Source organism: Paenibacillus sp. SAF-068 (assembly GCF_051967555.1).
Taxonomy (GTDB): domain Bacteria; phylum Bacillota; class Bacilli; order Paenibacillales; family Paenibacillaceae; genus Paenibacillus.
The window spans coordinates 2,977,869-2,991,232 of the sequence record NZ_JBQCJX010000001.1; the positions used below are offsets into that span (position 1 = coordinate 2,977,869).

Consider the following 13,364-nt stretch of genomic DNA (forward strand, 5'->3'; position numbering starts at 1 on the left):
GATCATCAGCTTACTTGTTTAATCCGGTAATGATATGCGTTTATAGAAATACCTAAAGTAAATACATAGGATAAAATGTACATCCACATGATTAAAACAATAACATTGGCAAAATCTCCGTATAAATCGCTGTATTGGTTATTAAAATGATTAAGATAATATGAGTATGCAAATGTGGAAACTACCCATACAATGCTCGTGAAAAGTGCTCCGATATTCGTGTTCTTTCCAGGGATTCTATATCTAGGTGTTACCATATACACGATTTTAATTGTGAGAAACAAAAACAGTAAAACGACAGGCCATCTCAGAATAGCGATCAACAGTTTTGTTATCTCATTAATGCCTTCAAGTAAATCGAAATGCAAGACAATACTGCTATAGCTATACACCAACAAGGTAAATATGATAATTACAACCAACATGATGGTCAGAAGAAGTGCTTTCAGTCGACGAAGAAAATAGTTTCGATGTTTGAAACCAAATAGAGTGTCCGAACAGACAAGCACTGCATGCATTCCGTTAGAAGCTAAAATAAATGCAAAGACCATCCAGACACCACTATGAAGCGTGAGCCCTTTTTCAGTATAAGGAACCAGCATTTCAAATACAGACGTTGGAAGTATTCCTTTTAACGATACTAAAATATCTATGATCGGAAATTTCAAATAGGACGATGTGTAACTAATCAAAATTAATATTGGAATCAGGGATAATACGAAAAAAAGAGTAAGATGCCCGGGGAGTAAACGTAACTCAGGTACGACGATCTGCTTTACTTTATTCCAGTATGGAGTGCATTTTTCTCGAATATGTATGTACGTTTCTTTAATTGCAAATCATCTCCTTTATGTACAATTATCATATATCAATATCCCAATACTTGCATCAATGATAGTACAGGCTCTTTAAAATAAATTCCTAAAGCAAAATAAGTTATTGTCCAAATCAAAGCACTTGAATAGGTAAAAAGAGCAAATTTCTTGAAATGAATTTCACTCATTCCAATCAGCAAAGGCATCGCATAACGCACCACTGGAATAAACATGCCAATAAGCATGGCCAGATCACCCTTTCTTCTTAACATAGACTCCGCTTTTAAGAAATAGCGATTGTTGGACCATCTTTTTTTAAATCTATGACCAAAAAACCTTCCTAGGATATAGGAAGTTGTGATCGCCGATAATAAGCCTGTTACAATGGCGCTGTACGTTGCCCAATAATTTACAACTCCTGTATGGCTTAATATGGAACCAGATAAAATAATGACTTCATTAGGTACTGGAATCCCAAAAGGGCCCAGTGAAAAAGCCAAGAAGAAAAATACATATCCGTACTGATTAACAAGTTCTAATAGTGTATTACTAATCATTATCGTTTCATACCTTCAATACGAATGTGGATCTGATCTGGAGAAATACCCGTCATATGATTCACCGCTTCAAATATGCTGGACTGTAATTCACGGCTGACATAGTGGATTTTCACTCCGTAAGTGACAACAATTCGAAGCTCAATGATTAATTTTGAGTTTAAGAAGGTAACCAATACTCCCTTATGCATTTTTTTCCCGCTCACGTGTTTAATTAGGCTATCTACGGCTCCTGTTGACAACAATATTATTCCAGATTCTAATCTTGCAACTCCTGAAACAATTGTTGTAATCGCCTGCTCTAAAACATGTAACTTCCCTATATCTGTCTGTATAATCAATTGTAATGTCCCCTTTAAAACAATTTTGTAAGTGGTATAAACCCATTTTATCTTGAATTAGAAATTAACGTAATGTACCTTGGGGCAGAGAGATATTGTACCTTTGGGCATGTGCTTTTCATATCTGAGGAGCACACAAAGAAAGGGAGAATCAACTACTGATGTCTCCCTTTGCCTGTATCCCGTATCATCGAACAGTTATCCTGCAATCACCCATTCAAACATTCATTTCTCCTGATTACTGTAGGCATCAGGTAACTGTAGTAAGTAGCTATTTGAAAGGTCAAGTAAATGCTGGGCAGCCAAGAATTGAGATGCAGTAGATCCCCCTTCAACGATTCTATTGTTACTTAGTTCATAATGTACTCCATCGGCATATTGATTACCTGGCATATATAATATTTTATCATTAATAAATGAACCATCAGGTAGAAAGTGTCTTAACGGAATCAAATTACGCTCCTGATTGAACAGGTCTTCACCTAAAACCAGTTGATCTCCCAAGGGAATTCCCAACAGATTGGCTACCGTTGGTAGAATATCAATTTGTCCACCTGTCGTGTTTATTACAGGAGGAAACTGCCCTGAAGGCGAATGCATAATGAATGGGATGTTCATCATATCTGTGTAACCATAGTCATGACCTAACAAGGAATTTATCAGTTCTTTTTCATTGCCTGTAAGACCAGTCATTGGTATCCCCTGGTGATCCCCATAAAATACGACCACACTGTTATCCCATAGTCCAGACTCTATCAGCTCATCAAGAAACTGACCCAGCGCAACATCTGCATAATTTTGAGCCTGAATATAATCACCGATCAATGTATCCTGGAAACGCTCAGGAAGCTTCATTTTAGCCTTTTCTTCAGGCAAGTGATAAGGATGATGTGCACTCATGGATATGACCATGGCATAGAAAGGTTGATCCTGCTTATTCAATATGGACAATTGAGCAGATGTTTTGGAGTATAAAATTTCATCCGATGCCCCAAAAGCAATAGGATCATCTTCTCCGAAAAATACTTGATCATAATATCGTTCAAAACCAATGGCACGATATAATCGATTACGATTCCAGAAATCCACACTATTGGTATGGAACGTCGCTGTATCATAACCATTTTCCTTCAGTAAGTGCGGTAGACTTGGAAGCTGTTTATCCATATATTTGGATGAGGTTGCTGGTTCATCCTTAGGTACGTAAAAGGAAGTGTTTACGACGAACTCGGCATCTGAGGTTGTCCCCTGTCCAGCATTCGTATAGAAATTAGGGAAGTACGTATTATTCTTAATCAACTGATTTAGATGAGGTGTAATCTCTTGCCCGTCGATTTGGAGGTCAATCAAAAAGTTTTGAAAGGATTCCATCTGTACGAGTATTAAATTCATGCCTTTATTGATTCCATGAAACTTGGGTTCGTCTTGAAGTGGAGGAATTCCCTTGGTTTCATGAATTGCTTCTTGAGAGATATCGTCAGGAGCTATTAGCACTTCCTTTTCCACACGATCGGCGACAACCTTATAGACCTCATAATTAAGAATCCCCATATTCTTCGCTTTATTGATTTCATTCAGACTTGCATGCACCGGCCAGATATTGAATACACATAAAACGAATGATGCGCTAATCGTACAAGTTAACACTTTACGACTCATACGTGAAGCACGATTCTTCCAGATTGAACCATACTTAGGTAAGATAATTAGAGCTAGAAATAAGGCAATATCAACAAACAAAAATAAATAATAGGGTGTAAGCAAAGATAATGTGCTCTCTCCGACATGAGTAACCTTTTTGGCTTGTTTAAGTGAATGATATGTAGCGATAACACCGTAATATTTGTAGTACATGATGACCGCAAAATATATTAACGTCATGCAGAAATTGACCAGCATATAGTATAAGACCTTCCTCTTGACTGCAAACCACTCAATTAGGCTGAACACCAGGATAAAAAAAGGAAGCTCTGTTTGAACAATACCCCAATTGGTTCCATCATGAAATACAACAGACCATGCGACTACACTTTTCAACAGGAGAATAAAACTAAACAAACACAAATTTTCATAGGATCGATGTTTTAATCTGATGTCCGCGCCTTCATTTCGTTTGTACATACCATTCATCCTCTAGAATTATTAAAAAGGAGAAGGAGCAGCACCTTCCTCCCCTACAACGTAATCAATCTTTTAGAATAGAAAAACGAGATTACCTCTCGGCAAAACATTGGATGGCAGATTTCATCAATAAACCTGCCATCTTCAATTTACATCTCTACTCTATTGATAGGCTCTGGAAATAGATCATGCTGATTCGTACGTTTCTGATGACGCTCTTCAACGATTTCCATTACCTTTTCTCCCTCAACATCCAAGTTCGGCAGAAGTCGATCTAACCATTTCGGCAAGTACCAAGCCGATTTACCCATCAAGATCATCACACCTGGGACAATGAATAGACGAACAATAAAGGCATCAAACAATACTCCAAAGAGTAGGGCAAAACTCATGACCTTAATACTTGGATCATTTGTCATCATAAACCCTGCAAATACGGATATCATGATCAATCCAGCAGTTGTAACTACGCCCCCACTATGCTTCATTCCTACGAGTACAGATTGTTTGGCATCACCATGCTTTTTGAAGTCCTCACGCATACGACTAACCAAAAACACTTCATAGTCCATAGCCAATCCAAACAGGATACCAACAACCATTATCGGTAAGAAGTTAAGCACAAGTGATTGTCCACTGAAGCCAAAGATATTTTGGAAATGTCCATCCTGAACAACGTAGGTAATAAATCCCATCGTAGCTCCAAGTGAGAGAACAAAACCGAGTACTGCTTTAATTGGAACCAAGATGGAACGAAACACCATGACTAGCAGGATAAACGCCAAACTAACGATTATGATACAGAACTTAGGTAAGGCTTCGTTCAGCTTTTGAGAGATATCAATATTAATTGCCGTACTGCCCGTTATTTGTAGTTCTACATGGTTCTGACGTTCAATCTCAGGAATATGACTGCGAATCGTTTTTACCAGTTCCACCGTTTCCACATCAGCGTGCCCCGTAGCTGGAATAATGTTAATCAAAGATACCTTTCCGGATGCGCCTGTAACCGGATCAGCAACCACCCCAATGTTCGGATAGGTTTTAAGCTGTTCCACTGTTTTCAATACATTAGCATCAGCTTCTGCACTTCCATCCGTTTTGGCAAGAATCATCAGAGGATTATGGTATCCCACGCCATATGCTTCAGATAACAAATCGTATGCTCGTCGTTCCGTCATACTTGTTGATTTTAATCCATCATCCATAGTCCCTGTTTCCATGTGTAGAAAGGGTACCGATATCGTGGAGAGAAGAGCCAATCCTAGAATCACTGTGATCCAAGGTCGTCCTGTAACCAATCTACCCCACAGATTTCCTCGAGTTGTTGCTTGATTTAATTTTTTAGAATTCTTTATCGGCTTAACCTTGATTTTTCCGCCCATTACGTCAAGAACGGCCGGCACTGTAATTATTGCAATTAGTACAGCTACAAAAATACAAAGCGCAGCGGCTACTCCCATCGCTGTGAGGAAAGGAATTCCAACGACTACCATACCTGCAAGTCCAATAATGACGGTTATTCCTGCAAAAACAACTGCACTACCTGCTGTACCGTTAGCTATTGCAATAGCCTCTCTTTTCTCAAAACCCTTCGCACGTTCTTGACGATATCTTGAAATAATAAATAGTGCATAATCAATACCTACTGCAAGTCCAATCATACTTGCTAATGATAATGCGAAGGAAGGTGTATCCAGAAAATTAGATCCAAGAATGATCAGCATTACGCCGGTTCCAAGACCAATGACTGCGGTTAGAATCGGAATGATGCCAGTGAGGACAGATCCAAAAGCAATAGAAAGTATAACCAGCGCAAGTAGAATACCAATTCCTTCTGTAGCTCCACCAATCTCCATCTTCACATAACCTGAACCCGTGAGTTCTGCTTGCAGTCCGGCGTTCCGTAAAGCTTCTGCCGCATGGATTACATATTCTTTAGACGTCTCACTAACATCACCATCAGCCTTGTTATAAGAGACTGTCGCATAAGCGATCGAGCCATCCGTGTTCATTGATTCATTATTATATGGCCCAGATACTTCAGTTACAGCAGGATCGTTGGATATGCCCTGAAGTTGTGTTTCAATCAGTTGTTTTACCTTTTCAGAAGATAATGTTTCGTTTGCAGGCGCTTTAAGCACCAGCTGAATTGCTTTGCTGCTATCTATCATAGAAGGAAACTCCTGATACATCTGCCCCATCGTTTCAATAGACTCTAACCCGGGTATCGTAGTTTCTTCACTAAGCTTCGGCCCCATCCCCATTGCTACCATTGAGGTAATCAACATCACCATCATTGTTCCGATGATTACCTTAATACGGTTCTTGGCAGACCAAAAACCCAGTCTGTATAACATTTTTGCCATGTCAGTTTCGTCTCCTCTGCTCTATATCTTAAATATAATCTTATTTTATAATTAGTTTGGGATAGCAACATCGTCCCAATGGGCATTCAATTCTGCCCTTTGGGGAAAGTTATATCAAGTTAAAATTCTCTTTTATGGATCTAATCTACAACATGTGTATTGATTGTCATCAACTCGATAACAACAGAAAAAGCATGCAGGTCGGTACCCTGCATGCTAGCTAGCATTGATCAACAATTATAGCTTCAAAATACCTCGATCCAGCGCAGTAGCTACGGCCTGTGATCGAGAATCTACCCCCAATTTATTGTATATGTTCGTTAGATGAGCTTTGACTGTTCGTTCTCCGATATTCATATCGAATGCGATTTCTTTGCTTTTATAGCCTTTAGCTACGCATTGCAAAATGTAGCTTTCTTTATCGCTCAAGAGTTTGACATCTTCCTTAACCTCTTGTTGCGATTTTAATTTAGCAGCCATTACTCGCTCTAGCATCTCCTCAGATAAAAGCATTTCCCCTCGCATTGCAGAATCAATGCTTCTGAACAAGCTTTCTCTGCTTGTATCTTTTAACAAATACCCTTTGGCTCCCAAAGCCAACCCGTTAATCATCATTTCATCCTCATTATACGTAGTCAGGATAATAATAGGGATTGTCAGACCTTTTTTCTTAAATTCCTTCATCGTTTCGAGTCCACTCAGAACAGGCATATTCAGATCCATTAAAATGATGTCAGGCTGAAGCTTTTCAACGTTCTCAAGCGCATCCTGGCCATTTACGGCTTCCCCTACGACTTGATATTTTTCGCTGGTCTCTAATATGAGCTTCAGCCCTTCACGCACTACAAAATGATCGTCCACCAACATAATTTTATAAGGGCTCATGCTGACCTCCTTCATGAATTGTCATTGACATCGTTATGGTTGTGCCTTCTTGGCTGCTCTCCATCTTAATCAGTCCACCAATTAATCTTGCTCGCTCATGGATTCCAAGTAACCCATAGTGACCTGGTTCCTTTCCGATCGCATCAGGATTGAATCCTTTTCCATTATCTGATATTTCGATCTGAAGTTGATTGTTCGAGACGATAACACTGATTTTTACTATATTTGCTTTGGCGTGGCGTGCAACATTCGTCAACACCTCTCTGACGATATGAAGACTATGTTCCATCACAACTCTGGATAGTAGCTGATTCAGTTGTACATGGCAGTCTACCTGAATGCCCGTGGAATGTCTGAAGTGTCTCACCTCATCTTCAAGCGCTTCCTTAAAATCGATATCAGGTGCTGATGTAGTTCTAAGATCATCTATTGCCCTACGCGCTTCAGCCAGTGTTCTGCGTGCTTGCTGCATGGATTGAATTATAATGTTATGAGCCTTCTCCGTATTCCCCTGCACCATATGTGCATTAGAAGCTTCCAATTGCATAATTAGACCCGCGACTCCTTGGGCAAGAGTATCATGTAAATCCCTAGCCATTCGCTGCCGTTCATTGGACAATGTAAGTTCTTCGACCTTTTGATGAGCCACTTGCAGTTCATTCAAAAACTTTTGCAGCCTGACTCGCTCATGTACTTGACGAAAAAATAGGATTCCATAAGCGATGACGATAATTAACATCATTATAAAAATCGGAATGAATACCAGCAGTTCCTTTGTATCTCCAACAGTTAAGGCAGAATCAAAAAATATAATAACACTAACTAAAGCTATAAATATCACCCTGCTGATTCGAAAAGAAAAACCCAAACTTTGAGCAATGAGTACAGGAAGCAACCCAACCAGAACTGCCTGATAACTTCCTGGAAAAAGTATAGCGCACAAGTAAATTAGAATCCCTTGAACTCCAAAATAAAACCAAAAATGTCTTTGGTTAACCCGATAAGAAATCCAATGCAACGCGGCGTGGAGAATAAACAATCCCGTAAATACCAAACTGCTAATTACTCTAGGATCATCCAGAAACTGAAGAGTAACAGATCCTGCGTATACAAAGATTAACCAAATCAAGATGGGCTTTCTTGTTTCAAATAGTTCATGTATAGTCTCAAGTTTATTCTTACTAGTAACAACCATAAAAGTTCACCTCAGTTCCAATATGTACAATGGTTTTTGCAAATTTTTCGATAAAAGCTTACATTCCCTTTTTTGGGTATATGGTTAACGACTTGTCCGATACTATGCTAAGGATTTGTAAAAGCGCGAAAGAGAGTTAATTCAGTTATTACCTCATCTTAATATTATCTACCTATCCTTTACATCGTACAAATGGGTATGTCTGATTGCCCTTTTGGGCAAATATACTGTTTATAGTATCAAAGTTACCCTCGAGGGAGAATCAATCCTCTCAGATGAATTCCGATAATTCCTCATGTTTTTTGCCTGACTACAAAAATCGGCTGCTCCTTGTTGTCATTATACACTAACGTTTCTACGTTAGTTTAATGTGCACTGGTTCAATGTCCCACAAAACTATACTTAGATGAATGTAAGGTTGGTCATCTATAAAATCCTAATCTCGTAGTTTCACAGCGTCTAAAATATTTTCATTCATATGACAACGCACACTATAAGAATGACACGATTTGTAAAAAACAAAAAATCTGTCCGTCCACCGGAAAGCGGAAGCAGAACAGATTTTTAGGTATATGATCTTTACTACACTTATTTGGTAAGTTTCAATTCAATCTGTACCTGAATGTCATTTTCAGTCGAGAGTACAACGGAGTGCGGATTTTCCATTCCGAAATCTTCGAACGTTACCATGGATGTCGCAGACAACAACACTTCGTTATTCTCATAAGCGGCTTTTGCATCAAAAGTTACTTCTTTTTCAATGCCTTTAACCGTAATGGTACCGTTCATTTTGATATCAACCGTTTGACCGACAGGCCATTCCGCAGGTACCCCTTCAAATGAAGTCGCTGTAAACGTAGCTTGCGGATATGTCGCAATATCGAAGAAATCGGCTTGCTTCACGTGACCGTCACGCTGTCCATTCCCGGAATCAATCCCGTCCATCTCGATCTGTCCTTCTGCTTTCATCTGGGAAGCATCGTCTACATTAATAGTCCAATTGCCTGTTACCTGCTCGTCCACAAAGTTAACTGTCTCCTGCGAAGTAGTTACAGAGAAGTATACTTTCGAACCTTCACTGATGCTCCAGTCTCCGTTCAATTGCTCTGCTCCCGCAGTTTCATTAGCGACAACCGCACCTGTACTATCTACTGATGTTGTCGAAGTCGCTGTGCTCGCAGGGAGCACCTGCTCAATCTCAACATTGTTCCCCATGTAACTATTGGCGAGATAGTAACCACCGCCACCGATTACGGCAACTGCCGTTACACCTGTAATAAGCCATGCTTTCGCTTTCTTGTTCATCTGTATGTTTCCTCCAGTTATATAATTGTTTAGATTGCTTGTTGATATGGATCATACCAACCGATTGTGTCAGGAAGAAGTCAAGATACGACAAGTGCGATATTTTTTTCAAATCCGTAATACAGGATTGGCTTTACGCTCTTGCTCATGTAAAATCAGTACAAGTTTATGAAATGAAGGGAGAACGCTTTTCTTGAAATCCATACTTATCGTCGAGGATGAGCAGGCCATTGCACGAGTACTGGCTGCTTATCTGAGAAAAGCAGAATTTGAAGTTCATCATGCAGCAGATGGGCCGACTGCACTTACCCTATTCGATACCGTCATGCCTTCGCTTGTATTACTTGATGTGATGCTACCAGGAATGGACGGATGGGATCTGCTGCGGATTATTCGCGAAAAAAGTGCTTGTCCCGTGATCATGCTAACCGCACTGGATGACATTTCAGACCGTCTCAACGGATTGAATGCCGGTGCGGACGATTATATGAGCAAACCTTTTGTACCGGAAGAAGTCGTCGCCAGAGTGAATGCGGTGTTGCGCCGTAATCCACATTGGACCTCAGGTGGTGAAGAGAAGCGTTCTTTCGGGAATCTCGTCATTGATCTTGCTGCCAAGCAGGTTCTCTTGAACGGTGCAGAGGTTGCACTCACACCTCGTGACCTGTCGTTACTGTTCTTCCTTTCCGATTATCCGAATCGTACATTTACCAGGGATCATCTGATTGAACAGGTATGGGGAATGGACTATGATGGCAGTGACCGTGCTGTGGATCTATCGATTAAACGACTACGTCAAGCCCTCTCCCATTGGTCGCCAGAGACGGGAGAAATTCGGACGTTGCGAGGAACGGGGTATCAATTTTGGATCGCCAACTGAAACAGAAGAAACCCAAACGAACCATATCCATTCTGTCACACTGGACTCTGCGATATTTTCTGATTTTGTGCATTGGTTTCACGATTATTGTGGCAGGAGCACTCTACTGGATTCGAACAACTTCCATTGAGAAAAGTCTGAAAACCGCAGAACTGCTTGGTCTGGAGATTGCCGATCATGTGACCAGTGAAAATAATATGCTTCGGGTTCCACCCGATCTGGACAGACTGGTAACCAAGCGAGAGAAATTATTCAATACAGATCACTATTTTTGTGTCATGATCTTGGACAATAACAATCAATTGATCTTTTCCCAGCCTAAAATGGAGCAAAAAGATGTGCATTATCGACTGTCAGACGACTATCGTGAACCGCGGAACAACAAATATGCAGGCGTAACGGTCAACATATCCGAAGGCGATCAAACCTTGGGCAAAGTGTGGGTCATGCAGTCCAAACAATCGATTACATTTGGTCCAGAGACCATATGGCTCGTGGCTCTAATACTGGGAGGACTAATCCTCTGTGGATGGTTTACCATCTATCTCCTGTCCAACAAGTTATCCAGACCTATTCGACAGGTGGCCTATGCCGCTGAACAGATTCGAGGTGGTAATTACGAGGTGAGTCTTGACTTGAATACACGAGAACGTGAGATCAATGAACTTGTCAATTCATTCCGCGATATGGCCACTCGTCTCCAACAACTCGAAGAATGGCGTACACTTTCGCTGGCTGGGGTAAGTCATGAACTCAAGACACCCGTAACTTCAATCAAGGGGCTCGTTATGGCAGTACGTGACGATGTTGTGAGTCCGCAGGAAGGAAAAGAATTTTTGGATATCGCTTTGAAGGAATCCGAACGCATGGAGCGTATGGTCGCTGATCTGCTTGATTATAATGCCATGGCTGCAGGAAGCGTTGCCGTTCGCAAGGAACGGACAGATCTGAAGCTGTTGGTCGGTGAGATCATCTATCAGTGGAAGATTGCATACGAGGATAAAATGCCAGAGGTGCAGCTGCACGCCCCTCCAATTACGTTTTTCACCATGGGGGATGCTCTCCGTATTCAGCAGATCATAGTCAATTTACTCAATAACGCACTTCATGCCACAGCTCCTGAACAAAAGGCTGTGTTCGATATATATCTTCGTGCAGAAGAACAGATGCTGTACGTTGAGGTCAAGGACAACGGCACAGGCATCGCGGCCGAAGACCAACCCAAGATCTTCGAACGGTTCTATCGAGGAGAACTCAAGAAACGACGCAATCGCGGTCTGGGACTAGGATTAACATACAGCCGGTTACTCGCCCACGAACAAGGCGGTGAATTGACACTTGTCTCCAGTAGCCCGGAAGGAAGCATGTTCAGATTAAGTCTGCCACGCTGGACTGCAACGCAAGAAGCCATGAATACCGAAAAAGCATACGGAGCAGCCGTTAAAGTGTAACGCAACATGCTAATATGCAAATAGCCCAGGATTCCACGATAGGAACCCTGGGCTATTTCAACGTTGTTTCAGTCAACACTCCAAGACACGTGGCCTGTATTCATCATAAGCATCCGAGATCAATTGCTTATGAAGTACACTACTGGCAATGATCGCTTTCCGTTTTGCTTTCAAAACGATCTGCTCTATATCCGCATAACTGCATCCGGTCAAGCGTTCACATATGTAATCTTCCACCTTTGTCTCCTGTTCAAATGATCCCACCAACTTACTGATATACAATCTGCGACTTGTATCATCAGGCATACCATAGGTCATCTTCGTATCAAACCGCCGCCAGATGGCGTGATCCAGTTGGGTTTCCAGATTCGTCGCAGCTACCAGGATACTGTCCCCATCGAATTCGTCCAGACACTGCAACAACGTATTGACGACACGAGCCATCTCTTTCACTTCATCATTGCTCTCACGCGTCCGGCCTATGGCATCAAATTCATCCAGAAATAATACACAGGGATTCATTCGTGCATATTCGAATAACTTACGTACATTACTACCCGTCTCCCCAAGATGACTATGGATGACTGCGTCCAATCTCACGAGAACGAGTGGCAATTCAAGGCGCTCCGCCAAATGTGATGCCGTTAATGTTTTTCCCGTACCGGGAGGCCCGAACATAACCATTTTGTTGGGGATTGTTACATCATGCTCTCTGAACTTCTCTTTCATGCCCAGAATGGTTATGAATTCGTTAATGATGCGCTCGTTTTCAGCAGAAAATACAATATGCTGAGCTTTGCGCCTGCACTCTTTTGGCGTGTAAAAAGCAGCCATATCGATCCCTTTGGCTCGGGGAATCCGGTTCATATGGTTTATTTTGCTCATGTATACACATGCTCCTTCATTTATAGTTTCAGTCCGTGATTCAAGTTATATAGTACTACCTAAACCATTAATCGTAATTATTACTATTAAATAATAACATACTACTGCCTTTTTGCAAATACAACCACAGCACGTCCACTATTTTGCCACAAAACAGAGGCATTTGGTTGCAAGCTTCCATAAAATTTGCTATTCTAAATATGCATCGTTGTGTATAACGCAAAAAAGCCCTCTAATTTCTTGAGAGCAAAAATTTTCCAGCTTTGCAAGCGGCAACTTGCTGTATCTGGATTCTTTATACCAACGAATGTAATCCAATTAAAGCGAGGTTAACAATCATGGCAAAAGACGTATTGTGTGAAGTAAATTCCTGTCGTCACTGGGCTCAAGAGAACAAATGTAACGCTTCTTCGATCTACATTGTAAGCCACAGTTCCACAGATGAAGTTCGTCAGTCTGCTGAAACAGACTGCAAGACTTTTGAAGTAAAATAAGTCATTTCAAGTGAACCACTTAAAGGAGCCCTTACCGGTTCCTTTTTTCTTTGTTCATTGTAACAA

At 41.0% G+C, this 13,364-nt stretch carries 12 protein-coding genes; 3 read left to right on the top strand and 9 right to left on the bottom strand.

What is annotated here, in order from left to right; translation table 11 throughout:
- Nucleotides 1-5 precede the first annotated feature (5 nt).
- From ACTHPG_RS12845 to ACTHPG_RS12880, 8 genes are all read right to left on the bottom strand, one after another.
- On the bottom strand, nt 6-833 hold the full coding sequence (locus ACTHPG_RS12845; protein WP_440390241.1) for a YihY/virulence factor BrkB family protein: 828 nt from the start codon (nt 831-833) through the stop codon (nt 6-8).
- A gap of 35 nt (nt 834-868) precedes the next feature.
- Complete coding sequence (locus ACTHPG_RS12850) at nt 869-1,372, bottom strand: DedA family protein (protein WP_440389746.1); 504 nt, start codon at nt 1,370-1,372, stop codon at nt 869-871.
- The gene (locus tag ACTHPG_RS12855; RefSeq protein WP_440389747.1) at nt 1,372-1,713 is read right to left on the bottom strand and encodes an Asp23/Gls24 family envelope stress response protein; all 342 of its coding nucleotides are present in this window, start codon (nt 1,711-1,713) and stop codon (nt 1,372-1,374) included. The genes ACTHPG_RS12850 and ACTHPG_RS12855 overlap by 1 nt, the downstream gene beginning before the upstream one ends.
- Before the next feature lie 225 nt (nt 1,714-1,938).
- Nucleotides 1,939-3,834, bottom strand: coding sequence for an LTA synthase family protein (locus ACTHPG_RS12860; protein ID WP_440389748.1), 1,896 nt, complete (start codon nt 3,832-3,834; stop codon nt 1,939-1,941).
- 149 nt (nt 3,835-3,983) lie between these two features.
- On the bottom strand, nt 3,984-6,203 hold the full coding sequence (locus ACTHPG_RS12865) for an MMPL family transporter (RefSeq protein ID WP_440389752.1): 2,220 nt from the start codon (nt 6,201-6,203) through the stop codon (nt 3,984-3,986).
- Nucleotides 6,204-6,440: 237 nt separating this feature from the next.
- Nucleotides 6,441-7,088 carry a response regulator gene (locus ACTHPG_RS12870; RefSeq protein ID WP_307534972.1) on the bottom strand — a complete coding sequence of 216 codons (648 nt, stop codon included), beginning with the start codon at nt 7,086-7,088 and terminating at the stop codon, nt 6,441-6,443.
- Complete coding sequence (locus ACTHPG_RS12875; protein WP_440389757.1) at nt 7,075-8,283, bottom strand: sensor histidine kinase; 1,209 nt, start codon at nt 8,281-8,283, stop codon at nt 7,075-7,077. Before ACTHPG_RS12875 ends, ACTHPG_RS12870 begins: the two co-directional genes overlap by 14 nt.
- A 588-nt stretch (nt 8,284-8,871) precedes the next feature.
- Nucleotides 8,872-9,588 (bottom strand): YceI family protein, encoded by a 717-nt coding sequence (locus ACTHPG_RS12880; RefSeq protein WP_440389759.1) that lies wholly within the window; start codon nt 9,586-9,588, stop codon nt 8,872-8,874.
- A gap of 193 nt (nt 9,589-9,781) precedes the next feature.
- Between ACTHPG_RS12880 and ACTHPG_RS12885 the strand changes: the two genes are divergently transcribed.
- Together ACTHPG_RS12885 and ACTHPG_RS12890 are read left to right on the top strand one after the other, a co-directional pair.
- Nucleotides 9,782-10,468: a response regulator transcription factor gene (locus ACTHPG_RS12885; protein WP_440389761.1), complete on the top strand. Its 687-nt coding sequence runs from the start codon at nt 9,782-9,784 to the stop codon at nt 10,466-10,468.
- A complete protein-coding gene (locus ACTHPG_RS12890; RefSeq protein ID WP_440389763.1) occupies nt 10,453-11,919 on the top strand; it encodes a HAMP domain-containing sensor histidine kinase in 1,467 nt (488 codons plus the stop codon). The genes ACTHPG_RS12885 and ACTHPG_RS12890 overlap by 16 nt, the downstream gene beginning before the upstream one ends.
- 72 nt (nt 11,920-11,991) lie before the next feature.
- Here the strand turns inward: ACTHPG_RS12890 and ACTHPG_RS12895 are convergent, their stop codons facing one another.
- The gene (locus tag ACTHPG_RS12895; RefSeq protein WP_440389765.1) at nt 11,992-12,804 is read right to left on the bottom strand and encodes an AAA family ATPase; all 813 of its coding nucleotides are present in this window, start codon (nt 12,802-12,804) and stop codon (nt 11,992-11,994) included.
- Nucleotides 12,805-13,142: 338 nt separating this feature from the next.
- On the opposite strand from ACTHPG_RS12895, the gene ACTHPG_RS12900 reads away from it, so the two are divergent.
- Nucleotides 13,143-13,298, top strand: a complete 156-nt coding sequence (locus ACTHPG_RS12900) for a DUF1540 domain-containing protein (RefSeq protein WP_440389767.1) — start codon at nt 13,143-13,145, stop codon at nt 13,296-13,298.
- Nucleotides 13,299-13,364 lie beyond the last annotated feature (66 nt).

Excerpts from the sequence above, each read along its gene's own strand:
- ACTHPG_RS12900 (WP_440389767.1), top strand. The coding sequence starts at position 13,143 with ATGGCAAAAGACGTATTGTGTGAAGTAAATTCCTGTCGTCACTGGGCT.
- ACTHPG_RS12870 (WP_307534972.1), bottom strand. The coding sequence starts at position 7,088 with ATGAGCCCTTATAAAATTATGTTGGTGGACGATCATTTTGTAGTGCGT.
- ACTHPG_RS12850 (WP_440389746.1), bottom strand. The coding sequence starts at position 1,372 with ATGATTAGTAATACACTATTAGAACTTGTTAATCAGTACGGATATGTA.
- ACTHPG_RS12860 (WP_440389748.1), bottom strand. The coding sequence starts at position 3,834 with ATGTACAAACGAAATGAAGGCGCGGACATCAGATTAAAACATCGATCC.
- ACTHPG_RS12875 (WP_440389757.1), bottom strand. The coding sequence starts at position 8,283 with ATGGTTGTTACTAGTAAGAATAAACTTGAGACTATACATGAACTATTT.
- ACTHPG_RS12880 (WP_440389759.1), bottom strand. The coding sequence starts at position 9,588 with ATGAACAAGAAAGCGAAAGCATGGCTTATTACAGGTGTAACGGCAGTT.
- ACTHPG_RS12895 (WP_440389765.1), bottom strand. The coding sequence starts at position 12,804 with ATGAGCAAAATAAACCATATGAACCGGATTCCCCGAGCCAAAGGGATC.
- ACTHPG_RS12865 (WP_440389752.1), bottom strand. The coding sequence starts at position 6,203 with ATGGCAAAAATGTTATACAGACTGGGTTTTTGGTCTGCCAAGAACCGT.